Below are 20,976 nucleotides of genomic sequence, written 5' to 3'. Positions count from 1 at the left end.
GGTCCTCCTTCCTGGGTGTCAGCGGCTGGTGTGGTGGTTGGCCGGTTCGGTGTCCGTGCTGCCGCGGGCGGCGTCGACGGCGGTGAGCAGTTCGTCGAGCTCGGGGATGTGGTGCAGGTACGGCGAGACGTGCCGGTAGGCGATCGCGCCGTGCGGGTCGATGACGTAGACGGCGCGGTCGCTGAATCCGTCGCCGTCGCGCCAGACCCGGTACTGGCGGGCGACGTCGCCGTGGGGGTGGAAGTCCGAGAGCAGCGGGATGCTCAGCCCGCGGACCGCGGCCCACGCGCCGTGGCTGTAGACGCTGTCGGGTGAGATGGCCAGCACCGTCGCGCCGCGGCTGCGGAACTCGTCGAGTTCTTGCTGGTAGAGGTCGAGTTGCTGGCTGCAGCCCGGGCTCCAATCGAGGGGGTAGAACACCAGCACCACGGGTCGGCCACGGAGTTCGGCCAGGTGTACGGGGGTGCCGGTGGCGTCGGGCAGGGTGAAGTCGGGGGCGGGGTCGCCGACCGGCAGGCCGGTGGTGGCGGCGGCGCCTTCCATGGGCGGGGCGCTCTGCCACAGGTCCGCGATCTCGCGGATGTTCGCGCCGGAGCCGGGCATGCGGTCGTGCTGGACGGTGCGCCAGATCTCGGTGGTGATGCCGTGCAGCACCGCCAGCGCCTGCTTGTGCGGCCCGTCGGGGATGTCGGGGGCCAGGCGGGCGAACTGCTGCTCGAGCTCGTGCAGCGCCCGCGGGTAACCGTTGGTCTGCATGATGATCGCTCCTGCGAACATGTCGTCAACGGAGGGTCTTTCGCCGGGTACGGGCGGGGTGGCCGCCCGGGCCAGGCTTACGGGGTGTCCAGGCGGTCCGGCCCTACGGCGGGCGGGCCGGAGTGCTGTTTGAGCCGTGTTGTTCCTCAAGCGTGGTGATCAGGTGCTGGGTCGTATCCACCGGTCGAACAGGCCGAGGGACGCGGCGTCGCGGGTGGTGTCGCCGACCAGCCAGCCGGTCACGCCGACGCCGATGGCCAGGACCGCCCCGGCGAGGGTGGGCAGCTGCCAGCCGGCCAGATGGTCGATGCTGAACCGGCCGGGCCCGGTCAAAGCCAGGGTCAGCGCGGCGCCGGCGAGCACCAGCGGGTACTCGTAGCCGCCGGCGGTGTTCCACAGCCCGTTGGGCCGGTGCACCACCCAGGCCGCGTTGGCCAGCACCGCGATGAGCACGCCGGCGGCGACCGGCGTGCCGGCGCCGAGCGCGAGGGCCAGTGCGCCGACGAGTTCGGCGGCTCCCAGGACAAGCGCGAACGTGCGGCCGGGGCGCCAGCCCAGCGATTCCAGGAAGTCGGCGGTTCCGGTCAGGCCGTGGCCGGAGAACCAGCCGAACAGTTTCTGCGCGCCGTGGGCGGCCATCAGCGCACCGATCAGCAGACGCAGGAGCAACAGGCCGAGGTCCACGGCAATCACCTCCTTCACCATCGTGGTGTGTTCTTCGAGCGGGTCACTGCGTCAGCGGTGGACGAGCTCGCGTGCGCTGCGGTGGGCGATCTGTTGGAGCCGGGCGATGCGCTGGCTGATCGGCGGGTGAGTGGAGAACAGCGCGGCCAGGGCGCCGCCGTGCAACGGGTTGGCGATCATCAGGTGGGCGGTGCTGGCCTGGTGCCGGTCGGCCGGCAGGGGCAGCAGCCGCGTCCCCGAGTCGATCTTGCGCAGGGCGGAGGCCAGGGCGTGCGGGTCGCCGGACAGGGTGGCGCCGTCGGTGTCGGCGGCGTACTCGCGGCTGCGGCTGACGGCCAGCTGGATCAGGGTGGCCGCGATCGGCGCGAGCAGCAGCATCAGCAGCCCGCCGAGCAGCCCGGGCCCGTGGTCCTCCTCTTCCTCGTCGGTGCCGGCGAGGGGCAGGAACCAGGCGAGGTCGGCCAGCATGGTGATCATGCCGGCGAGGGCGGCGGCGACGCTCGAGGTCAGGATGTCGCGGTTGTAGACGTGGGCGAGTTCGTGTCCGAGCACGGCCCGCAGTTCTCGCGGGCTGAGTAGCTCCAGGATGCCTTCGGTCACGCACACCGCCGCCCGGTGCGGGCTGCGGCCGGTCGCGAACGCGTTGGGCTGCCGTATCGGGCTCACATACAGCCGGGGCATCGGCTGGCGCGCGGCCGCGGCGAGCTCGGCCACCATGTCGTAGAGCCACGGTGCTTCGCTGTGGGCCAGGGGGCGGGCGCGCATGGCGCGCAGCGCGATGGTGTCGGACCAGAAGTAGGCGCCGGCGTTCATGGCCAGCGACAGCACTGCGGCGATGATCAGTCCGGTGGTTCCGGCCAGCCAGTGCCCGGCCAGCAGGACCATCGCGGTCAGCGTGGCGAGCAGGGCAGTGGTCTTGACGGTGTTGGTGAGGCGGCGCACAGCTCATCCCTCCTTCCGGCACTCTGTGCGCGAGGGTGACCAACCTCCACCTCGTTTTTAGCACTCTGGACGCTAGAGTGCTAACTCAAGTGCGTCATCAGGTCGCGTGTAGCCAGCTGTCGTTGAGGGTTCGTGGCTGGGCCGGCCCCGAAGGCGCCACGGCGCATCAACCGGATGTGCTGGGCCGCGGTGCGGCGCCGCGGTGCGACGTCCGGTGAGGCACGGTCCACCTGTGGGTGTGAGGGGGTTGGAGTATGTCGTTCGCCATCACGATGCTGCCTGCTGTCGCCGGGCACCGATGGGTCAGCGTCGAAGGCCCGGTCGACGCGTCGGCCGTCGCCGACGTGCGGGCTGTAATGCGGGCCGCCGCGCAGCTGCCGGCCCGCCGGTTGACCGTCGATCTGCGCCGAGCCACCGTCGAGGACGCCGGCATGATGGGGTTGACCGAAGCACTCGCTGCGGCCGCGGAGCGTGGCATCGAGGTTCAGGTGGTGCAGGCCGGCGGGCCGGCGGCTGCGACGCTCGCGTCGGCCCAGCACCCGGCCATAGCGTGAACACGCACGTCGCCGCAGTGCCCCGCCCGGGCGCCGGCCGCAGGAGTCCGGCGTCCGGGCGGGGTGCGTGAGAGTTCGTCAGCCCTGTTCGGCCTGGAACATCCAGTACTGCTTCTCCAGGTCAGCGGTCACCGCGATGAGCAGGTCCTGGCTGACGGGATCGGTGTAGCCGATCTCGGTGATCCGTTCGCGCAGCCCGGCGATGACCTTGGCGTACACGTCGGTGAAGAACGCCACGACGTCGTCGTCGGTCTCCCAGCCCGACGGCGGCTGCGGCACCCGGCTCAGCTGGGCGACGGTAGCGGCGAGCCCGTTGGGGGCCACGCCGATCGCCGCGCAGCGTTCGGCGATGGTGTCGGCGTGCGCGCGGGCGGTGTCGACGACCTCGTCGAGCTGCTGGTGCAGGCTGCGGAAGCGAGGACCGGTAACGCTCCAGTGGGCCTGCTTGCCGATCAGGCCCAGATCGATCAGGTCGACCAGGGTGTGCTGCAGCGCCGCCGCGGTGACGTCGCGGGCCTGCGGGTCCAGCACGGAGTTGATGGTGGCCATGGCAGTGTCCTCCTTTGCCGACAGCGGATGATGTGCGTACTTGGGGATGCTCACTGCACCGGCTGACCGGCGCCGGCCCGCTCGGGTGCGGCGCTGGTGCCGCGATGGTGCGGTGCGCCGCTGGTCAGCCGGCGCAGTGACGCCCCCGAGCGGTGCCGCCGCGCGGCCGGCCAGTCGTGGCTCGGTTCGGTGCGCGGTTCGGTGCGCGGCGGCCACGGGTGGTGCGGGCAGTCCGGGTCGCACCACAGGGTGGGGTAGCCGCGCCGCTGCAGCTCCGCATTGGCGAAGGCCATCCACGCCGGCGGCTCGTACGGGGTGTCCCGGCCGGCCAGATACGCCGGGTAGTCGGGGTCGCCGATCGGGCGGGCCCGTTTGTGGATACACAGCTCAGCGAGGACGTCGTCGACCTCGTGCGGGGTGGCGGCGATGTGCAGGACCCACCGGTCGGTGACCGGCGGTGGCGGCTGCAACCACATGATGATCACCTCCAGCGTCATGCTGGCTTCTCGACAGTTGGTTGATCGGTTCGCCGGTGGCGCCGCTCAGGCGGCCTGCGCGGCGCCAGCCTCCCTCGGATTTTGTGGTGTGGTCCAGGAGACGCTCAGCCCGGCATCGTCGGTGTAGTCGACGACCACGGTGCAGCCGTCGGCGACGTCACCGGCCAGCAGGGCCCGCCCGATGCGGGTCTCGACCTCGCGCTGCAGGTAGCGGCGCAGCGGCCGGGCCCCGTAGACCGGGTCGAAGCCCTCGGCGGCGACGTGCCGACGGGCCGCCTCGGTCAGCTGGAGCGCCAGTTGCCGGTCGGCCAGCCGGTGCCGCAGATCCTGCACGAGCAGTTCGACGACCTTCTCGATCTCCGGCAGGGTCAGCGGTTTGAACAGCACGACGTCGTCGACGCGGTTGAGGAACTCCGGCCGGAAATGCGACCGCAGCTCGGCCATCACCTGGCTGCGGGCGTCGTCCTTGATCTGCCCGTCACCGGTGACGCCGGCCAGCAGGTACTGCGAGCCGATGTTGGAGGTCATTACCACCACGGTGTTGCGGAAGTCGACCGTGCGGCCCTGGGCGTCGGTGAGCCGGCCGTCGTCGAGCAGCTGCAGCAGCGTGTTGAACACGTCCGGGTGCGCCTTCTCCACCTCGTCGAACAGCACCACGCTGTACGGCTTGCGCCGCACCGCTTCGGTGAGCTGCCCGCCCTCGTCGTAGCCGACGTAGCCGGGCGGAGCGCCCACGAGGCGGGAGACGGTGTGCCGTTCCTGGTACTCGCTCATGTCCAGGCGGACCATGTTGTCCTCGCTGTCGAACAACGCCGCCGCCAGGGTCTTCGCGAGCTCGGTCTTGCCGACGCCGGTGGGGCCGAGGAACAGGAACGAGCCGATCGGCCGGCGCGGGTCCTTCACCCCGGAGCGGGCCCGGATCACCGCATCCGCCACGAGTTGGACCGCCTCGTCCTGACCGACGACGCGCTCGTGCAGGATCTCATCCAACCGGAGCAGCTTCTGCCGTTCGCCCTCGACGAGCCGGGAGACCGGGATGCCGGTCCAGCGCGACACGATTCCGGCGATCTCGTCGTCGGTCACGACCTCGCGCAGCAACCTGCGCCGGCCCTGCTTGCCGGCCAGGCGTTCCTCCTCGGCGGCCAGGCGGCGTTCGAGGTCGGGCAGCTTGCCGTGGCGCAGCTCGGCGGCGCGGTTGAGGTCGTAGGCGCGTTCGGCCGCGTCGGCGTCGTGGCGGACCTGCTCGAGCTCCTCCCGCAACGCCTGGACCTTGCGGATGGCGGAGCGTTCGGCCTGCCACTGCGCACGCATCGCGTCGACCTCACCGCGCAGGTCGGCCAGCTCCTTGCGCAGCTGATCCAGCCGCGCCTTCGACGCCGGGTCGTCCTCGGTGGCCAGGGCGGCTTCCTCGATCTCCAGCCGGCGCAGCCGGCGGTCGGCCTGGTCGAGCTCGGCGGGCTGGGAGTCGATCTCGGTGCGCAGCATCGCGCAGGCCTCGTCGACCAGGTCGATGGCCTTGTCGGGCAGGAACCGGTCGGAGATGTAGCGGTGCGACAGCGTCACCGCGGCGACCAGGGCGGCGTCCTGGATCCGGACGCCGTGGAACACCTCCAGGCGTTCGCGCAGACCGCGCAGGATGCTGACGGCGTCTTCCACGCTGGGTTCGTCGACGACGACCGGCTGGAAGCGGCGTTCCAGGGCGGCGTCCTTCTCGATGTGCTTGCGGTACTCCTCCAGGGTGGTGGCGCCGATCATGTGCAGCTCACCGCGGGCCAGCATCGGCTTGAGCATGTTCCCCGCGTCCATCGCACCTTCGGAGCCGCCGCCGGCGCCGACGACGGTGTGCAGCTCGTCGACGAACAGCAGGATCCGGCCCTCGGCCGCCTTCACCTCACTGAGCACGGCCTTGAGGCGTTCCTCGAACTCGCCCCGGTACTTCGCCCCGGCCACCAGCGAGCCCATGTCGAGGGAGAACACGGTCTTGTCGCGCAGCCCCTCGGGCACGTCGCCGTGGGCGATGCGCTGCGCCAGGCCCTCCACGATGGCCGTCTTACCGACACCGGGGTCGCCGATCAGGACAGGGTTGTTCTTGGTCTTGCGGGACAGGATCTGCACGACGCGGCGGATCTCGGTGTCGCGGCCGATGACCGGGTCGAGCTTGCCGGCGCGGGCGTCGGCGACCAGGTCCCGGCCGTACTTGTCCAGGGCCTCGTACGCGACCTCGGGGTTGGCGGAGGTGACCCGCTGGTTGCCGCGAATACCGGTCAGGGCACCCAGCAGCCGGTCGCGGGTCAGGCCGTGCTCGTGCAGCGCGCGCCCGGCCGCCGTCTGCGAGCCTTCCTCGGCCAGCGCGAGCAGCAGATGCTCGACGGAGACGTACTCGTCCCTGAGCCGCTTCGTTTCCCGTTCCGCGGTGTCCAGCAGCCTCGACAGGCGCTGGGTGACGAACACCTGCCCCGGCTGGGTACCGGGTCCGGAGACCCGCGGGCGGCGGCCCAGCTCGGCCTCGACGGTGGCGCGCACGGCGTCCGGGTCGGCGCCGGCCTGCGAAAGCAGCCGGCCGGTGAGACCGTCGGGTTGGTCGAGCAGGGCGAGCAGCAGGTGCTCGCCGTCGACCTCGACGTGCCCGAAGCGAAGCGCCTTGGTCTGCGCGTCATGCAAAGCTTCCTGCGATTTCTGGGTCAAGCGGTTGGCGTCCATCAGCTGATCACCTCCGATAGCCGTTCCGGCGGCCACGGCGTTGCGTGCGTAGCGCCGCCTCCAATTCTTCGATGTGCTCGAGTAGGTCGAGCACGACCCCGACCGCGGTGTAGTTGAGCCCCAGCCCGGCGCGCAGCCGGGTGATGCGCCCCGCCCGGGCGAGCTGCGCCATGGGCAGCATGGCCCCTGCCGGGCCGCGGACGGTGTCGAGCAGCCCCAGCGCCACGAGGCGGGTCACCTCGTGCGGGTCCAGGCCGGTCGCGGCCGCGAACTGCGCGAGCGTCAAAGCCGGTGTTGGTGTTTGCCGGGCCAGGACGTAGCGGGTCATGACCGGCTCCCCTCTGCCCCGGCGCGAGCGGCTCGGGGGTCGAACGCCGAGGTTTGCGCGAGGCGCTGCCACAGCTCGCGCTCGTCCGGTGTGGGCTCGGCCGGGACGACGATCTTGACTTCGGCGTACAGGTCACCGGCCGGGCCTTTGGGGTTGGGCATGCCGCGGCCGCGTAGCCGCAGCCGGCGCCCGGACGACGAGCCGGCCGGCACGTGCACCTGCACGCGGCCGCCCGGGGTGTCGACCGGCACGCTCGCGCCGAGGGCGGCCTCCCACGGCGTGACCGGCAGGTCGACGGTGATGTCGCGGCCGTCGACCCGGTACCGCGGGTCCGGGGCGAGCCGCACGATCAGGTACAGGTCGCCGCGGGGGCCGCCGCCGAGCCCGGCCGCGCCCTGCCCGGCCAGCCGGATGCGCTGCCCGTCGGTGACACCGGCCGGGATGGTGACGTCGAAGCTGCGCGGCCCGGACCCGGTGTGCAGGGTGATCCGCCGCCGGCCGCCGACGTAGGCGTCGGTGACCGACAGTTCGATCTCGGCCTCGCTGTCCGCGCCCGGCGCCGACACCCGGCCGCCACGGCCGAAACCTCCCGCACCGGTGCGGCCGCCGAACAGCCCGCCCAGCAGGTCATCGATGTCGACGCCGTCGAATCCGGCCTCGTCGACGCCGCCGCCGCCGGTGTTGACGTACACCCGCCGCCCACCGCCCCCGCCGAAGGGGCCGGCGCCGGGAGCGGGGCCGTCGTAGTCCTCGGGGATCTGCCGCCACTGCGGGCCGTAGCGGTCGTAGCGGGCCCGTTTCTTCGGATCCGAGAGCACCTCGTAGGCCTCGTTGATGTCCTTGAAACGGTCCTCTGCGCCGGGCTCTTTGTTGATGTCCGGGTGGAAGCGGCGGGCCAGCTTACGGTAGGCGCGCTGAATGTCGTCCTGCCCGGCTGACCGCTCGACTCCCAGGACCTGGTAGTAGTCGGTTGTCGTGGTAGCCACCGCTTCACCCCCTCCCTAACCGTCCTGCTGTTGCGTGCTCTGGTGCTCGCGCGCCTGTGCCACGGTGACGACCGCCGGTCGTACCAGCGTGCCGTCAGCGCCGGTGTAGCCGGCCCGATGCACGTCGACCACGGTGCCCGCCGGCACCCCGTCGCCGGCGGGAACGGAACCGGCGGCTTCGTGGCGGGCCGGGTCGAACCGCACACCCGCAGTGTCGATGCGCTGATAACCCAGCGTCGTGAGCACGTCGATCGCTTGGGTGTGCACGGCCCGCACGCCGGTGACGATCGCCGTCGGGTCGGCGTCGGCGTGCCGCAACGCCAGTTCCAGGTTGTCCAGCACCGGCAGGAAGGCCGCCGCCGTGCGGGCCCGTTCGGTGCGGGCCTGCTCGGCCAGTTGCCGCTCGAAGCGTTTGCGCAGGTTGTCCAGCTCCGCGACGGCTCGCCGCCACCGGTCCTCCAGCTCCGCCACCGTCGGGCCGGCATCGCGCGGGTCTGGTCCGGCCGGTGTGCCGGCCGGCGCCGTGTTCGCGTCGGCCGGCACACTCGCCTGCTGCCGCGGGGTTTCCTCGGCATCTGCGTCCTGCGGGTGGGCATGGTGCTTGGCGCTGGTCATCTCGAGGTCACCTCCGAATCGTTCGCTCACCCTCCGGTGGGCCGGTCACCCGGCCGGGGAGTAGTCCGCGTCGATCACGTCGTCGCTGCCCTGGCCGCCGCTCTGCCCGCCTGTCGCGGCGCCGGCCGCTGCGGCGCCGCCGGATGTGGTGGTCAGGCCGTGCAGCATCTGCTGCAGGTCCGCGGTCAGCGAGCGGACCCGCTCGAGCGGGGCCTCGTCCTTGATGGCCTGCCGGGCGTCACCGATCAGCATCTCGGCGCGGGCCTTGTCGTGCACCGCCACGCTGTCGCCGAGCTCGGCGAGGCGCCGCTCCAGCTGGTAGGCGGCGGAGTCGAGGGTGTTGCGGGCCTCCACGGCCTCGCGCAGCTTCGCGTCGTCGGCGCGGTGCTGTTCGGCGTCGGCGACCATGCGCTGCACCTCGGCCTCGTCCAGGGTGCCGCTGCCGGAGATGGTGATCTTCTGCTCGGCGCCGGTCGCGGAGTCCTTGGCCGAGACGTTGAGGATGCCGTTGGCGTCGATGTCGAAGGTGACCTCGATCTGCGGGGTCCCGCGCGGCGCGGGCGGGATGTTCTCCAGCCGCAGCCGGCCCAGCACCCGGTTGTCGGCGGCCTTCTCCCGCTCACCCTGCAGCACCACGACATCCACGGCGGGCTGGTTGTCCTCAGCGGTGGTGAACGTCTCGGACCGGCGGGTCGGGATGGTGGTGTTGCGCTCGATCAGCTTGGTCATCAACCCGCCGAGGGTCTCGACACCGAGCGAGAGCGGGGTGACATCCAGCAGCAGGACGTCCTTGACCTCGCCCTGCATCACCGCGGCCTGTACCGCGGCGCCGAGCGCGACGACCTCGTCGGGGTTGACCGACATGTTCGGCTCCTTGCCGCCGGTCAGCCGCTTCACCAGCTGCTGCACCGCCGGGATCCGGGTGGAACCGCCGACCAGGATCACCTCGTCCAGGTCGTTCTCGCTGATCTTCGCGTCCGCCAGGGCCTGACGCACCGGCTGCAGGCACCGCTCCACCAGATCCGCGGTGAGCTGCTCGAACTTCGCCCGGGTCACGGTGGTGATCAGGTGCTTCGGGCCGGAGGAGTCGGCGGTGATGAACGGCAGGTTGACCTGCGTCTGCGTCACCGACGACAGCTCGGTCTTGGCCTTCTCCGCGGCCTCGTAGAGCCGCTGCAGCGCCTGCGGGTCGCGGCGCAGATCGATGCCGTTGTCCCGCTGGAACTCCTCCGCGAGGTGGTCGACCAGGCGCCGGTCGAAGTCGTCACCGCCCAGATGGGTGTCACCGGCGGTGGAACGCACCTCGACCACGCCGTCGCCGACGTCGAGGATGCTGACGTCGAAGGTACCGCCGCCCAGGTCGAACACCAGGACCGTCTCGTGGCCCTTCTTGTCCAGCCCGTACGCGAGGGCGGCGGCGGTGGGCTCGTTGATGATGCGCAGCACGTTGAGCCCGGCGATGCGCCCGGCGGCCTTGGTCGCCTGCCGCTGCGCGTCGTTGAAGTACGCCGGAACGGTGATCACCGCGTCGGTGACCTTCTCCCCGAGGTGCTTGGCGGCGTCGTCGACCAGCTTGCGCAGCACCTGCGCGCTGATCTCCTCCGGCGCATGCTGCTTGCCCCGCACGGTGAACCGCACCGCACCCTCAGGGCCGGCGGTCACCTCGTACGACACCTGGTCGGCCTCGGTCTTGATCTCCTCGTGGCGGCGGCCGATGAACCGCTTCGCCGACGAGATGGTGCCCTTGGGGTTCAGCACCGCCTGCCGGCGGGCCAGCTGCCCGACCAGGCGCTCACCGCTGTCGGTGAACGCCACCACCGACGGGGTGGTCCGGGCGCCCTCGGCGTTCGCGATCACCTGCGGCTGACCGCCCTCATAGACCGCGACCACCGAGTTGGTGGTGCCCAAGTCGATACCTACGGCGCGTCCCATGGTCAACCTCCTTCACACTCCAGGAATCGCCGAAGCTCTCGTCATCCACAGATAAAACTTGAGCCGAGCACTGTCAACTATTTCGGTGTAGCCCAGGTCACACCGCTGACGGCTGGCACTCAGGTGGAGCGAGTGCGAGAACATGGCTTAGCGCACCTGATCCGGTAGCGCGGGGCTCGCCCGGTTCGGCAACGGCCCCTCTTCGTACAGAGTCCGCGCCCGCGGGGGTACGCATTCCCCGCGGGCGCGTTGACCTTCCGCAAACGATCATCACGCTGGCCCACCCTTGCCCGAAGGCGCCCCGGGCGCGGCCTCAGTTGCCGTCCGGCTCGCCGTAGTCGCCGTCATCGTGCTCAGCCCCGCCACAGGGCGAGCCCACCGCCGGGCCCGGCGTGCCTGCAGGTCAGCCGGTTCCGGATGCACCGCGTTCTGCCGACGCGGCGACGACCGGCTGCGGCACGCCGTCGAACTCGGCGCGTATCAGCGCCACCTCGGCCTCGAGCTGCAGGATCCGGCGGATACCGGTCACGTTGATGCCCTCGGCGGCCAACGCGGCCGCGCGGCGCACGATCGCGACGTCGCGGGGGCTGTACAGGCGCATGCCGCCGGCGGTACGCGCCGGCTGCAGCAGCCCGGCGCGCTCGTAGCCGCGCAGCGTGTGCGCGCCCAGGCCGGTCATCTCGGTGACCACCGAGATCGGATACAGGCCCTGCACCTTCCACTCGGCATCCGGCACGGCGCCGCCGACGGCACCCGACATCTTCTTGAACGCGGGACTTGACGCTGCCATGACTTCGTTGTATCGGTAGAGACAAGTTGAGTCAACACCACTCAACTACCGGGAGATCCCCGGGAACCGAAGCCTTTGGTGAAGGAGCACCCGAGGAGGAGATGACCATGCTGATGCGTACCGACCCGTTCCGCGACATCGACCGCGTCTTCAACCAGCTCACCGGCACCGCCAGCCGACCCGCGGTGATGCACGTCGACGCCGAACGCGACGGCGACTGGTTCAACGTGTACTTCGACCTGCCCGGCATCGACCCCGACTCGATCGAGCTCACCGTCGAACGCAACGTGCTGCAGGTCAAGGCCCAGCGGCAGCGCACCCCCAAGGACGGCGTCGAGACCGTGATCAGTGAGCGGCCCATGGGCGTGTTCAGCCGGCAGCTGTTCCTGGCCGACACCCTCGACACCGACAAGCTCGAAGCCACCTACGACAACGGCGTCCTCGAGCTGCGGATCCCGGTCTCGGAGAAGGCCAAGCCCCGCAAGATCAGCATCGGCTCCGGCAACTCCGGCCGCAAGCAGATCAAGGGCTGAGCGCACCCTCGCGGCCACCACATCCGCCCGCACTGACCTTTCTCCCGGTCACCTCCGAAGCGGCCCGGCACCCCCACCGGGGTGCCGGGCCGTGACCGGCCCCATTCACCCGCGCCCGGCGGACAACCCCGCACGGCGCGCTGTGCACAGCTGTGGAGGAAGCGATGACACTTCCGGTTCTGCGATCCCACACCGCCGCGGGCACCCCGACGGTCTACGAGCCGCTGCGCGAGTTCGCCGCGCTGCAGCAGCGCATGACCGACCTGCTCTCGACCGTCCTGGACGCCAGCCCACTGGCCGGCCTCGGCACCGGCTGGACCCCGCTCGCCGACGTCACCGAAACCGACGACGCCTACCTGGTCGAGATCGACCTGCCCGGCGTCGACCGCAAGGACCTCACCGTCGAGGTCGCCGGCGACCAGCTGCGCGTGACGGGTGAGATCGTCGAGAAGGAAAAGGTCGGCTGGCTGCGGCACCGCACCCGCCGCGTCGGCCAGTTCCACTACCAGACCCTGCTGCCCGGCGGCATCGACACCGAGCACATCAGCGCCGACCTGGCCGACGGCGTGCTCAGCGTGCGCGTGCCCAAGAGCCAGACGGCCAAACCACGCCGCATCACCGTCAACGCCGGCTAATCCTCCCGCATACGCAAAATGACCGGCTGACTCGCCCGTCAAGAAAGGAGCAGATCCGCGATGACGCCGACCCTCGCACCCACCACCACCACGCCCGCGCAGCGGGCCGTGGCCTCCTACCCCGACTACGCCGCCGCCCAGCAAGCGGTCGACTACCTGTCCGACCAGCACTTCCCGGTCGAGCACGTGGCGATCGTCGGACGCGGCCTGCACAGCTACGAACAGGTCACCGGCCGGCTCACCCTGGCCAAAGCCGCCGGCTACCACGCCATCGGCGGCGCCGTGCTCGGCGCACTGTTCGGCTGGATCCTCGGCCTGTTCGACCTCGTCAACCCGCTGGTCTCCGCGCTGCTGCTCGCCGTCTACGGGGCCATCATCGGCGCCATCGGCGGCGCCCTGCTCGGCATGGCCGCGCACGCGCTCACCGGCGGCCGCCGCGACTTCTCCTCCATCGACGCGCTGCGCGCCGACAGCTACGAAGTCCTCGTCGACGACACCCACGCCGAGCACGCCGCCCAACTGCTGGCCGCACCCGGCAACCCCGCCCGCAGCTGAGCCCGACAACCCGCGGTCCCGGCCACCAGCCCCGGTGCCGGGACCGCCGCCTGAGCCCAGGAGGTGACCTCCACCATGACCGCCACCGCCACCCAGCACACCACCGGCCGGCCCGCCAGAATCAGCACCCGCCACCCCCGCGCCAGCCAGCCGGCGGTCCCCGTGGACATCTACCAGTGCGACGACCACTACGTCGTGCTGTGCGACCTGCCCGGCCTGGACCCCGGCAGCCTCGACGTGCAAATCGCCGGCGCCACGATCACCATTCACGCCCACCGCAGCGCCCCGCACCCGAGCGACGCGACCCTGGTCACCGGCCAACGACCGCACGGCACCATCGACCATCGCATCCAGCTGGCCCAGCCCGCCACCGGCACCGGCATCACCGCCACCTACACCGACGGCGTGCTCACCCTCACCATTCCCGTCGCCGGCACCCGCGCCCGCCACGTGCACGACCCACGCTCACCCGCACACGTCCTGCACGCCATCAACTGACCCCCACCCGAGCACCGAGCGACTCACCGCCATGACCGCCCGACCCATCACCGCACCCACACCCCCCGGCGCCGCCGTCTACGTGTCCACCAACGCCCGCCCGTGCCGCCCCGCGCCGGGCTGGCAACCCGCCATCCTCACCCTGCTCGCCGCCGGCGCCGCAACCGCCGCCGCCAGCGGCGACCTGCACTCCCCGCACCTCACCGGACGGCTGATATGCGCCGCCGGCACCGCCGCGTTCATCATCACCGCCAGCGCCGCCGTCCTGCGAACCGCCACCTGGCTGTCCCGCCTCACCGCCGACCGGCTCGGACACACCCACGCCAGCGCCCTGCGCATCCTCACCGTCGTCACCGGCGCCGCCACCATCGCGCTCACCACGCTCGGCCTGCTGGCCGTACCCGTCGGCCAACTCCTACTCGGCGGTGCGCTCACCGGCGCCCTACTCGGCATCGCCGGCCAGCAAACCCTCGCCAACCTCATCGCCGGCGTCGTGCTGCTGTTCACCCGCACCATCGCCGTCGGCGACCGCATCCGCCTGCACAACGGCACCCTCGGCGGCACCTTCGAAGGCACCATCACCGAACTCGGCCTCATCCACCTGCACCTGCGCACCACCGACACACCCCTGGCCATCCCCAACACCCAAGTCCTGGCCAGCGCCATCGCCGTGCTCAACCCCGAGGCCGCCCAACCCGCCAGCCCCCTCACCCGGCGCCCCCGCACACCACGCAACCGCCGACGCCACCCGATCACCCACACCCAAGTGCTACGCACCCCCCGCGTCATGCCGATCCCGACAACCCCCAGCACCACGACGCCGCCCATCAAGCCGAAACAGTCGCCTGCCCGCGAGAAGAACCCCACCATCGCCCTCACCGCCGACTACGACCTCAGCGGCTGAGACGCCCACCCTTGGATTGCGGCTGGTGACACGGTTCTTACCGACACCCCAACTCGCCGCGGCGGGGGAACGGCTGGTCGAGCTGCTCGGTGGCGCGGGCGATCTCTTCGTGCTGATCGGCGATGCGGGCCTGCACGGTGGCCCGGGTGGCGTCCAGGTCGGTGAGCTGGTTCTCCAGGCGGCGGACGAGGCCGGTGGGGTCGCCCTCCACGGCGGAGGTGATGCTGGCCTGGGCCATCGGGATCACCGCGTGCAGTCACGCCATCGATCCCCTGACCTACTGGCGCACCCGCGACCCCCGCCGGCTCGCCCCGGAGTACGCCGGCCAGACGCTGCCCGCCGGTCGGATGCTCCGCCTCGACCGCACACGCATCGAGATCAGCGACGGGAACCTCCACCGGCCGCTGCGACTGAACTGGACCGACGTCGGCGCCGTCCTGGACAACGGCCGCATCACCAACGACCTGATCCACCAGTGCGAGGAGGCCGTCACCGCCTGGCGCGACCACCCTGGCGGCTTCCGAGGCGCCGGCTGGACCGACGTCGTCGACGCCTGCTCTCGCGCCGGACAAGCCGTATGGGCAGCGTGCCGACCAGCCGACCCCGGGGAGCAGCTCGACCTGTTTGCCAGCATCGGCATCGGCAGCTGAGGCAGGCGCCTTAACTGCCCTCAGATCCGAGCCGTACGCAGTGCTTTCGCGGACTGGCCGCGCTCACCCTTGCCACGAAGTGACCGAGTCGTCTGTCTACCGGATGTCGACTACGGCCACCGTGATGTTGTCCGGGCCACCGTGGTCGAGCGCTGTCGTGATCAGGCGCTCTACCGCCTCGGCTGGGCTCGGAGCGGCAGCCAATGCGGCATGTATCAGCTCTTGGGGGACGTAAGAGCTAAGTCCGTCGGAACACAACAGAAATCGGTCACCAGGCTGCAAGGCCAACAAGGTGATGTCGGGTGAACGGCCGTCCGGTCGTCCATCCAGGAAACGCGCCAGTCGCTCTGGAAGATTGGGCACATCGGCTGCGTCTGCGACTAGGTGCCCGTAGACGTGATCTTCAGTGATTTGAGTGGTCTGGCCCCGCTGCGGGCCCTGACCATGCAGCCGGTAGGCCCGCGAGTCACCGACATTGGCCAGCGCGGCAGTCGTGTCGCTGATGAGCATCGCAACCAGAGTGGTGCCCATGCCCGCCAACTCGGGCTCAGTCTTGATCCGGTGCCGAAGGGCGTCATTGGCGCCGTTCACCGCCCGCCCGAGGACATCAACCGAGGAACGCGACTCGACTTCTTGGTCATATTGACGCAAAGCATCGATTGCCGTGGAGCTGGCTACGTCGCCAGCCACATGCCCCCCGAGCCCGTCAGCGACCGCAATCAGGAAGCGCCCGAGGTGCATCGCATCCTCGTTGCGGCGCCGCACGAACCCTAGGTGCGAGTCGCCTGCTGACTCGATGCGAAGAGGTTGCTTCATGCGTCGCCGCCCGGCTCGCTACCAGGCGCGTCGTTGATCTCGTCAGGCCAGGGGGACTGTGCGGACTCATCCCGATGCAGGACGTGAATCGTCTCGACGCGGTCGCTGGCAACGATGTACTCGGTTACTTCAACGGGCTTGCCGTCCGCCCCGGAAGTGCCCACGCGGACGATCTCCAAGACCGGAAGACTGGTCGGGATCTCCAAGAGGGCTGCCTCGTCCTTGCTGGGCATCCGGGCTCGGTGGATCTCCATCCAGCTCAGGGGCCAATGACCAGCCCTTTCCAGGCGGTAGAGCCAGTCTCCGGGACCCGGTGCCTGCGAAGCCACTCCCGGAATGTCGGCCACCCGAGGGTGAACCCACGAGATGTTGATCTGGAATGGGGGCTCCGATTCTGGGCCGGTGACCCGGAAGCGACGCAACACTCGGGCGCCCACCTGGACACCGAGCAGCCTGGCGATCCGGGGGTCGGTCAGGGGTTCCACGGTCGCCGCCGGTGGGATGTGGTGCTTCCAGACCTCCTGGCTGGATGCCGAAGGGAACGAGTATCCCGGGGCGGTGGCGTTCCGCTTCACCAGGTTTCCCCGAGGGCGGCGAGGGCGGATCGTGCCGTGGCGAACGATGATCCCTCGGCCTTGGACCGCCCAGACGTAGCCCTCGGCTTCCAGGGCTCCGATGGCCCGTCCGACGGTGTCTCGGTTCGCTCCGTACTCGGCGGCGAAGTCGTCAAGGCGCGGCAGCCTGGTGCCAGGCTCCCACTCGTTGGCCTCGATCCGAGCGCGGATCTTGGCTGCGATGTCCAAGTAGCGCGAGTGCACTGCCACCGCGTCTCCTCATCTCGGCCAGATTGTCTTGGGACTATCGTTGACACGAGCCTATCCGACAGTCAACATTGTCCCAAGACAAGCTGCAAAGGGCTTGAAGGATCGCACCCATTGAGCCCTAAAGGTGACCGCGGCGGATCGCACCCGCCGCGGTCACGGCCCTAGCGGATCGCACCCGCTGTGACCAATGCCCTGCGGATTTGCACCCACAGGGCGGTCGGCATCTCTACCTGAGGAGGCTCAGATGCCTGCAACGAGAGTACGTGCTGCCCAAATTCGATCAGGGCAGCCCCAACCGGGATCGACGTCCGGCGAGGTATCCGCCCTGGTGGCGCGGGCGCAGGCCGGTGACGCAGAGGCGTTCGGTCTGGTCTACGACCGGTACGTCGACCAGGTCTTCCGGTTCGTCTACCGGCGGGTTCTGGACCGGCAGGTGGCCGAGGACCTGACCTCGGAGACGTTCCTGCGGGCGCTGCGCAACCTGGCCAGCTTCCGCCGGCCGGGCGGTGACTTCGGCGCCTGGGTGACCACGATCGCCAGGAATCTGGTGATCAACTGGCAGCAGTCGCACCAGCGGCGGGAGCGGCCGGTCGCCGAGCTGCGGGACGCGGCCCCGGTCGACCAGGCGCCGAGCCCGGAGGCCGCTGCGGTAAACGCCCTGACCCGTGAGGCCCTGCTCGCCGGGATCGAGCAGCTCAACCCGGCGCAGCAGCAGTGCATCACGCTGCGGTACCTGCGCGAGCTGTCGATCGAGGAGACCGCGCAGGCGCTGGGCAAGACCCCGGCGGCAATCAAGGCGCTCCAGTACAAGGCGCTGCGGGCCCTGCGGGGGCTGCTGCCGGTGACGGCGGTGATGCCGGCATGAGCACCCCGACGATGGAGGTCAACGGCGTCGACCGGGCCGCCCTGGTGCGGGCCGCGAAGGGTATGCCGGGCGTCCCCGACCTGGGAACGCCGATGGGTATCCGGGTCATCGCGGCGCCGGCTGACGCGCCGGTGCCGGCCAGTACCCAGGACGTCCTCACCGGCAAGACGCTGGAGCAGTTGCTGGCCCTGGCCCAGGGCAGCGAGGCCGGCCGTACCCGCCAGCTCGCCGAGAAGGTCGGCACCCTGGTCGCGGAGCTGACCGGCCGGCTGGAGGCCGAGCAGGCCGCCGAGGCCCGGCGCCGGGAGCTCGCCGAGAAGGAAGCCAAGCTCACCGCCGAACTCGCCGCGCTGCGGCAGAAGATGGGCACCGGACCGGAGGCCGCTGCGCACCGCGCCGCGATCCGCCAATGGGCCCAGGCCAACGGCTACGCCGTACGCGAGCGTGGCCGGATTCCGCGGAATGTCGTGCAGGCATGGGCGGCGGCCACCGGGTCGGAGGTGACCCGGTGAAGGCACGGACGATGCTGCTCCCGGCCGTCGCTGCGGCGTCGCTGGCGGGCCACGTGTGGGCCGCCTGGACGGCGCGGTCGTACCGCTCGCAACTGGCGCAGGTCCGTCGGGCCGCGACCACGGATCCGCTGACCGGGCTGCTCAACCGGCTCGGGCTGTTCACCGTCCTCGGTGAGCTGGGCGGGGAGTCCTACGACCTGGCGCTCGTGGACCTGGACGGGTTCAAGCAGGTCAACGACACCTACGGCCACCACATCGGCGACGAGGTGCTGATCGAGGTCGCGGCCCGCCTGACCGAGGCGATCGGCGAGGTCGACGGCGCGGCGGTGGCCCGGCTCGGTGGCGACGAGATCGTGCTGGTCTGCCCGTCGCCGGCGCCGATCGCGCACCTGCTCGGCACCGAGGTCATGCGGTCCCTGGCCGCGCCGCTCACGCTGCCGGGAGGCCAGAACCTGGCGGTACGGGCCAGCGTCGGCGTGGTGTCGGCGATGGTCGGTGACCAGCCGTCACGGGTGCTGCGCGCGGCCGACCTGGCGCTGTACCGAGCCAAGGCCGCCGGCGGCGACCAGGTCGCCGAGTACGACCGGATCACGGAGCTGCCGCCGGTCGAGACGCGGCCGGTGGTGCGGCTGCGGGAGATGACCGAGTCGGCCCGCGCGCTGGGAGGTGCGGCATGACGGCTCCGACGAAGGCGATGGACCTGGCCGCCGCGCTGGCGCAGTACCGCACGGGCCTGAAGGGCCTGACGGACGCCGGGCTGGAGCGCCGGGCCGCCGAGGTGGCGGCGCTGCCGGGCTGGTACGCCAGCGAGCTGCGGCGGATGGTCGACACCGAGCGCGAGTCCCGCCGCACGGCGCCGAACCAGCCGCCGACCCGGTCGCGGGCGCTGCGGGTTGCTGCCGGCGCTGCGGTCGTCGGGGCTCCGGCGGCGGTGCTGACCGGCCGGGCCCTCACCGAGTACGCCGACCAGGCGCCGCAGGTGCTGCTCTACTCCCCCGCCGTCGCGGTCGGCCTGGTGGCCGCCGCCGTCGGGGCAAGCTGGGCGGCCCGGTGGGTCGACGACCGCCGGCACCCCCTGGCCGAGGACGTCGACGAGGTCGACCTCAACCCGCTGGGCAAGGAGCTGCTGGCGAAGGTGCGGGCGGCCCGGCAGGCGCGCGGGGAGGTGTGCTGATGGCCGGGCTGCTGGTGGTGCGGGTGCACCTGGACTGGACCGGCCCGGGCCACTTCGACCGCGACAGGTCGCTGCCCTGCCGGGTCTGCGACACCGCCACGAAGATGCGCGACGCCCAGGGCGCGGCGTGCCACCAGTCGTGCGCGGAGGACGAGATCGCCCGGGAGCTGCTCGGCGCCGGGCGGGCCCTGATCGCCGATGAGCGTGTCCCTGCGCCGGCGCAGTTGGCTCACGGCGAGCTGGCCACGGCAGGAGGCTCGCAGTGAAGGACAAGCTCGCCGGCGTGTCGTGGGGACCGTGGATCGCGATGACCGCCGCGGTGATCCTCACGGCCAAGGGTGAGTTCGACCTGGCGGTGCTCGCGCACTTCAGCGAGTGGATCGCCTGGATGTTCCCGGTCATGATCGACGTCTATGTGATCACGGCGTTCCACCGTCGCCGGTGGAAGGACATGGTCATCGGCATGCTGCTGATGATCTTCTGCCAGATCGCGGTGCACCTGCTCCCCGTCTACATCACCGAGGGCGAGGAGACGCCGTGGGGCCTGGTGGTCGCGGTGGCCTGCATCGCGCCGATCGTGGTCGTCCGGGTCAAGATCCTCACCGGCCGCACCGGAAAGGAGATCGAGGCCGAGCAGGAGGCGGTCCAGCGGGCCGAAGAGCTCCAGGCGGCGCGGGCGGAAACCGCCGCCGCTCGGGCGGCCCAGGTGAAGGCGGAGGAGAAGGCGCGAGCGGAAACGGCGCGGGCCGAGGCGGAAACCGCCGCGCGGGCCGAGGCGGAAACCCGTGCCACCGAGGCGGAAACCGCCGCGAAGGCGCAGGCGGAAAAGCAGGCGGAAATCGAGGCCGCCACGGAGGCGGAAATCGCCGCCCACGCTCGTGCCGCCGCCCAGGCCGCCGAGGCGGTGCGAGCCGCCGAGCAGCGGGCCGCCGCAGCGACCGAGGCGGCCCGGCTGGCCGAGGGCCGGCTCGCCGAGGCCCGCGACACCGCCGACCGCGCCGCTGCCGCCCGGGTCCTGGCCGAGCAGACCAGCGCGGAGCAGGTACGGATCCTCACCGAAGCCGCTGAGCAGGCCGAACGCGACTACCAGCACGCCCTTGCCGACGCCCGCTTCACCGCTCAGACCGCCCAGGCCCGGGCCGAGGAACTGGACGAGATGACGCGCACGCTGCAGGCGCAGCTCGCCGAGGCACAGCGATTCGCCGAGCGGCAGGCCGCCGCCCGGGCCCGCGCGGAGCAGGATGCGCAGGCGATCATCGACGCCCGCGACGGGTTGGTCAACGAGCTGGAGCGCACCCGCCGCGCTCTCGCCCGGGCACAGGAGAAGGCGGAAACCACCTCGGGGCGGCAGCCGGAAATCGTGCGGCCCGCTCCCCGGAAATCTCTGGCCGCTGTTCCGGCTGAGTTGCCGCCTGGCCTGCCCGAGGTGGAAACGGTCAAGCCGGAAAAGGTCGCGGCGATCCTCGTCGCCCGAGCGGAAAACCCGGACGCCACGCAGACCGCGCTGGCGGAGATCACCGGAATTTCCGACCGCACCATTCGCAAGGTCCTCAACGCCGTGCCGGCGGAAATCGTCGGCCAGGTCCTGGAACTCACCAGCGGTCGCGTCGCGTGACCGGGGGCCGGCCCGCGCGTTTCCGGCCGGGCCGGCCCAAGATCAACAATCCCGCTCCCCCG

Annotated in this window: 27 protein-coding genes; 13 read left to right on the top strand and 14 right to left on the bottom strand. The window is 71.1% G+C overall.

The window, feature by feature from the left end:
- Positions 1-18 precede the first annotated feature (18 nt).
- The 3 genes from V6U82_RS26040 to V6U82_RS26030 all read right to left on the bottom strand — a co-directional run bounded on the left by V6U82_RS26040 (position 19) and on the right by V6U82_RS26030 (position 2,325).
- Positions 19-756 (bottom strand): peroxiredoxin, encoded by a 738-nt coding sequence (locus V6U82_RS26040; protein ID WP_334465469.1) that lies wholly within the window; start codon positions 754-756, stop codon positions 19-21.
- Between the two features lie 159 nt (positions 757-915).
- Positions 916-1,449 (bottom strand): DoxX family protein, encoded by a 534-nt coding sequence (locus V6U82_RS26035; protein WP_334465466.1) that lies wholly within the window; start codon positions 1,447-1,449, stop codon positions 916-918.
- A gap of 42 nt (positions 1,450-1,491) precedes the next feature.
- The gene (locus V6U82_RS26030; protein ID WP_334465531.1) at positions 1,492-2,325 is read right to left on the bottom strand and encodes a M48 family metalloprotease; all 834 of its coding nucleotides are present in this window, start codon (positions 2,323-2,325) and stop codon (positions 1,492-1,494) included.
- A gap of 311 nt (positions 2,326-2,636) precedes the next feature.
- On the opposite strand from V6U82_RS26030, the gene V6U82_RS26025 reads away from it, so the two are divergent.
- Complete coding sequence (locus tag V6U82_RS26025; protein ID WP_334465463.1) at positions 2,637-2,936, top strand: hypothetical protein; 300 nt, start codon at positions 2,637-2,639, stop codon at positions 2,934-2,936.
- Between the two features lie 78 nt (positions 2,937-3,014).
- On the opposite strand, the gene V6U82_RS26020 is transcribed toward V6U82_RS26025, so the two are convergent.
- From V6U82_RS26020 to V6U82_RS25985, 8 genes are all read right to left on the bottom strand, one after another.
- Positions 3,015-3,485, bottom strand: coding sequence for a Dps family protein (locus V6U82_RS26020; protein WP_334465461.1), 471 nt, complete (start codon positions 3,483-3,485; stop codon positions 3,015-3,017).
- A 50-nt stretch (positions 3,486-3,535) separates the two neighbouring features.
- Positions 3,536-3,982: a hypothetical protein gene (locus V6U82_RS26015; RefSeq protein ID WP_334465459.1), complete on the bottom strand. Its 447-nt coding sequence runs from the start codon at positions 3,980-3,982 to the stop codon at positions 3,536-3,538.
- A 45-nt stretch (positions 3,983-4,027) separates the two neighbouring features.
- Positions 4,028-6,682 (bottom strand): ATP-dependent chaperone ClpB, encoded by a 2,655-nt coding sequence (gene clpB / locus V6U82_RS26010; RefSeq protein ID WP_334465457.1) that lies wholly within the window; start codon positions 6,680-6,682, stop codon positions 4,028-4,030.
- Between the two features lie 7 nt (positions 6,683-6,689).
- Positions 6,690-7,010, bottom strand: coding sequence for a chaperone modulator CbpM (locus V6U82_RS26005; RefSeq protein ID WP_334465455.1), 321 nt, complete (start codon positions 7,008-7,010; stop codon positions 6,690-6,692).
- Complete coding sequence (locus V6U82_RS26000) at positions 7,007-7,996, bottom strand: DnaJ C-terminal domain-containing protein (protein ID WP_334465452.1); 990 nt, start codon at positions 7,994-7,996, stop codon at positions 7,007-7,009. Before V6U82_RS26000 ends, V6U82_RS26005 begins: the two co-directional genes overlap by 4 nt.
- 15 nt (positions 7,997-8,011) lie before the next feature.
- Entirely contained in the window at positions 8,012-8,611 is a 600-nt protein-coding gene (locus V6U82_RS25995; protein WP_334465450.1) for a nucleotide exchange factor GrpE, read from the bottom strand.
- A gap of 45 nt (positions 8,612-8,656) precedes the next feature.
- Complete coding sequence (dnaK, locus tag V6U82_RS25990; RefSeq protein WP_334465447.1) at positions 8,657-10,543, bottom strand: molecular chaperone DnaK; 1,887 nt, start codon at positions 10,541-10,543, stop codon at positions 8,657-8,659.
- Between the two features lie 403 nt (positions 10,544-10,946).
- Positions 10,947-11,333, bottom strand: a complete 387-nt coding sequence (locus V6U82_RS25985) for a MerR family transcriptional regulator (protein ID WP_334465444.1) — start codon at positions 11,331-11,333, stop codon at positions 10,947-10,949.
- A 107-nt stretch (positions 11,334-11,440) separates the two neighbouring features.
- On the opposite strand from V6U82_RS25985, the gene V6U82_RS25980 reads away from it, so the two are divergent.
- From V6U82_RS25980 to V6U82_RS25960, 5 genes are all read left to right on the top strand, one after another.
- Entirely contained in the window at positions 11,441-11,866 is a 426-nt protein-coding gene (locus V6U82_RS25980) for an Hsp20/alpha crystallin family protein (RefSeq protein WP_334465442.1), read from the top strand.
- A 164-nt stretch (positions 11,867-12,030) separates the two neighbouring features.
- Positions 12,031-12,501 carry an Hsp20/alpha crystallin family protein gene (locus V6U82_RS25975; RefSeq protein ID WP_334465440.1) on the top strand — a complete coding sequence of 157 codons (471 nt, stop codon included), beginning with the start codon at positions 12,031-12,033 and terminating at the stop codon, positions 12,499-12,501.
- Positions 12,502-12,561: 60 nt separating this feature from the next.
- Positions 12,562-13,056 (top strand): general stress protein, encoded by a 495-nt coding sequence (locus V6U82_RS25970; protein ID WP_334465437.1) that lies wholly within the window; start codon positions 12,562-12,564, stop codon positions 13,054-13,056.
- Positions 13,057-13,131: 75 nt separating this feature from the next.
- The gene (locus V6U82_RS25965; protein WP_334465435.1) at positions 13,132-13,554 is read left to right on the top strand and encodes an Hsp20/alpha crystallin family protein; all 423 of its coding nucleotides are present in this window, start codon (positions 13,132-13,134) and stop codon (positions 13,552-13,554) included.
- Positions 13,555-13,585: 31 nt separating this feature from the next.
- On the top strand, positions 13,586-14,458 hold the full coding sequence (locus V6U82_RS25960; protein WP_334465432.1) for a mechanosensitive ion channel family protein: 873 nt from the start codon (positions 13,586-13,588) through the stop codon (positions 14,456-14,458).
- 37 nt (positions 14,459-14,495) lie between these two features.
- On the opposite strand, the gene V6U82_RS25955 is transcribed toward V6U82_RS25960, so the two are convergent.
- A complete protein-coding gene (locus tag V6U82_RS25955; protein ID WP_334465429.1) occupies positions 14,496-14,696 on the bottom strand; it encodes a hypothetical protein in 201 nt (66 codons plus the stop codon).
- On the opposite strand from V6U82_RS25955, the gene V6U82_RS25950 reads away from it, so the two are divergent.
- Positions 14,680-15,108 (top strand): hypothetical protein, encoded by a 429-nt coding sequence (locus V6U82_RS25950; protein ID WP_334465426.1) that lies wholly within the window; start codon positions 14,680-14,682, stop codon positions 15,106-15,108. The genes V6U82_RS25955 and V6U82_RS25950 overlap by 17 nt on opposite strands.
- Before the next feature lie 96 nt (positions 15,109-15,204).
- Here the strand turns inward: V6U82_RS25950 and V6U82_RS25945 are convergent, their stop codons facing one another.
- Together V6U82_RS25945 and V6U82_RS25940 are read right to left on the bottom strand one after the other, a co-directional pair.
- Entirely contained in the window at positions 15,205-15,924 is a 720-nt protein-coding gene (locus V6U82_RS25945) for a PP2C family protein-serine/threonine phosphatase (RefSeq protein ID WP_334465423.1), read from the bottom strand.
- On the bottom strand, positions 15,921-16,742 hold the full coding sequence (locus V6U82_RS25940; protein WP_334465528.1) for a GntR family transcriptional regulator: 822 nt from the start codon (positions 16,740-16,742) through the stop codon (positions 15,921-15,923). The genes V6U82_RS25945 and V6U82_RS25940 overlap by 4 nt, the downstream gene beginning before the upstream one ends.
- Before the next feature lie 250 nt (positions 16,743-16,992).
- Here V6U82_RS25940 and V6U82_RS25935 point away from each other — a divergent pair, with 250 nt between their 5' ends.
- From V6U82_RS25935 to V6U82_RS25910, 6 genes are read left to right on the top strand one after another with little or no spacing between them, the layout of a single operon-like run.
- The gene (locus tag V6U82_RS25935) at positions 16,993-17,613 is read left to right on the top strand and encodes a sigma-70 family RNA polymerase sigma factor (protein WP_334465420.1); all 621 of its coding nucleotides are present in this window, start codon (positions 16,993-16,995) and stop codon (positions 17,611-17,613) included.
- Entirely contained in the window at positions 17,610-18,125 is a 516-nt protein-coding gene (locus V6U82_RS25930) for an Lsr2 family DNA-binding protein (RefSeq protein WP_334465418.1), read from the top strand. Before V6U82_RS25935 ends, V6U82_RS25930 begins: the two co-directional genes overlap by 4 nt.
- Positions 18,122-18,802 (top strand): GGDEF domain-containing protein, encoded by a 681-nt coding sequence (locus tag V6U82_RS25925; RefSeq protein WP_334465415.1) that lies wholly within the window; start codon positions 18,122-18,124, stop codon positions 18,800-18,802. The genes V6U82_RS25930 and V6U82_RS25925 overlap by 4 nt, the downstream gene beginning before the upstream one ends.
- Entirely contained in the window at positions 18,799-19,299 is a 501-nt protein-coding gene (locus V6U82_RS25920; RefSeq protein ID WP_334465412.1) for a hypothetical protein, read from the top strand. The genes V6U82_RS25925 and V6U82_RS25920 overlap by 4 nt, the downstream gene beginning before the upstream one ends.
- Positions 19,299-19,565, top strand: coding sequence for a hypothetical protein (locus V6U82_RS25915; RefSeq protein WP_334465409.1), 267 nt, complete (start codon positions 19,299-19,301; stop codon positions 19,563-19,565). Before V6U82_RS25920 ends, V6U82_RS25915 begins: the two co-directional genes overlap by 1 nt.
- Positions 19,562-20,914, top strand: a complete 1,353-nt coding sequence (locus V6U82_RS25910; protein ID WP_334465406.1) for a hypothetical protein — start codon at positions 19,562-19,564, stop codon at positions 20,912-20,914. The genes V6U82_RS25915 and V6U82_RS25910 overlap by 4 nt, the downstream gene beginning before the upstream one ends.
- The last annotated feature ends 62 nt before the right edge of the window (positions 20,915-20,976 follow it).

The organism is Micromonospora sp. CPCC 205554 (assembly GCF_036902745.1).
GTDB lineage: Bacteria > Actinomycetota > Actinomycetes > Mycobacteriales > Micromonosporaceae > Micromonospora > Micromonospora tulbaghiae.
The sequence above is the reverse complement of the archived record's forward strand: the minus strand, read 5'-3'. Positions and strand labels throughout refer to the sequence as shown.

Excerpts from the sequence above, each read along its gene's own strand:
- V6U82_RS26040 (WP_334465469.1), bottom strand. The coding sequence starts at position 756 with ATGCAGACCAACGGTTACCCGCGGGCGCTGCACGAGCTCGAGCAGCAG.
- V6U82_RS26030 (WP_334465531.1), bottom strand. The coding sequence starts at position 2,325 with ATGGTCCTGCTGGCCGGGCACTGGCTGGCCGGAACCACCGGACTGATC.
- V6U82_RS26025 (WP_334465463.1), top strand. The coding sequence starts at position 2,637 with ATGTCGTTCGCCATCACGATGCTGCCTGCTGTCGCCGGGCACCGATGG.
- V6U82_RS26020 (WP_334465461.1), bottom strand. The coding sequence starts at position 3,485 with ATGGCCACCATCAACTCCGTGCTGGACCCGCAGGCCCGCGACGTCACC.
- V6U82_RS26015 (WP_334465459.1), bottom strand. The coding sequence starts at position 3,982 with ATGACGCTGGAGGTGATCATCATGTGGTTGCAGCCGCCACCGCCGGTC.
- clpB (WP_334465457.1), bottom strand. The coding sequence starts at position 6,682 with ATGGACGCCAACCGCTTGACCCAGAAATCGCAGGAAGCTTTGCATGAC.
- V6U82_RS26005 (WP_334465455.1), bottom strand. The coding sequence starts at position 7,010 with ATGACCCGCTACGTCCTGGCCCGGCAAACACCAACACCGGCTTTGACG.
- V6U82_RS25995 (WP_334465450.1), bottom strand. The coding sequence starts at position 8,611 with ATGACCAGCGCCAAGCACCATGCCCACCCGCAGGACGCAGATGCCGAG.
- dnaK (WP_334465447.1), bottom strand. The coding sequence starts at position 10,543 with ATGGGACGCGCCGTAGGTATCGACTTGGGCACCACCAACTCGGTGGTC.
- V6U82_RS25985 (WP_334465444.1), bottom strand. The coding sequence starts at position 11,333 with ATGGCAGCGTCAAGTCCCGCGTTCAAGAAGATGTCGGGTGCCGTCGGC.
- V6U82_RS25980 (WP_334465442.1), top strand. The coding sequence starts at position 11,441 with ATGCTGATGCGTACCGACCCGTTCCGCGACATCGACCGCGTCTTCAAC.
- V6U82_RS25975 (WP_334465440.1), top strand. The coding sequence starts at position 12,031 with ATGACACTTCCGGTTCTGCGATCCCACACCGCCGCGGGCACCCCGACG.
- V6U82_RS25970 (WP_334465437.1), top strand. The coding sequence starts at position 12,562 with ATGACGCCGACCCTCGCACCCACCACCACCACGCCCGCGCAGCGGGCC.
- V6U82_RS25965 (WP_334465435.1), top strand. The coding sequence starts at position 13,132 with ATGACCGCCACCGCCACCCAGCACACCACCGGCCGGCCCGCCAGAATC.
- V6U82_RS25960 (WP_334465432.1), top strand. The coding sequence starts at position 13,586 with ATGACCGCCCGACCCATCACCGCACCCACACCCCCCGGCGCCGCCGTC.
- V6U82_RS25950 (WP_334465426.1), top strand. The coding sequence starts at position 14,680 with ATGCTGGCCTGGGCCATCGGGATCACCGCGTGCAGTCACGCCATCGAT.
- V6U82_RS25955 (WP_334465429.1), bottom strand. The coding sequence starts at position 14,696 with ATGGCCCAGGCCAGCATCACCTCCGCCGTGGAGGGCGACCCCACCGGC.
- V6U82_RS25945 (WP_334465423.1), bottom strand. The coding sequence starts at position 15,924 with ATGAAGCAACCTCTTCGCATCGAGTCAGCAGGCGACTCGCACCTAGGG.
- V6U82_RS25935 (WP_334465420.1), top strand. The coding sequence starts at position 16,993 with ATGCCTGCAACGAGAGTACGTGCTGCCCAAATTCGATCAGGGCAGCCC.
- V6U82_RS25930 (WP_334465418.1), top strand. The coding sequence starts at position 17,610 with ATGAGCACCCCGACGATGGAGGTCAACGGCGTCGACCGGGCCGCCCTG.
- V6U82_RS25920 (WP_334465412.1), top strand. The coding sequence starts at position 18,799 with ATGACGGCTCCGACGAAGGCGATGGACCTGGCCGCCGCGCTGGCGCAG.
- V6U82_RS25915 (WP_334465409.1), top strand. The coding sequence starts at position 19,299 with ATGGCCGGGCTGCTGGTGGTGCGGGTGCACCTGGACTGGACCGGCCCG.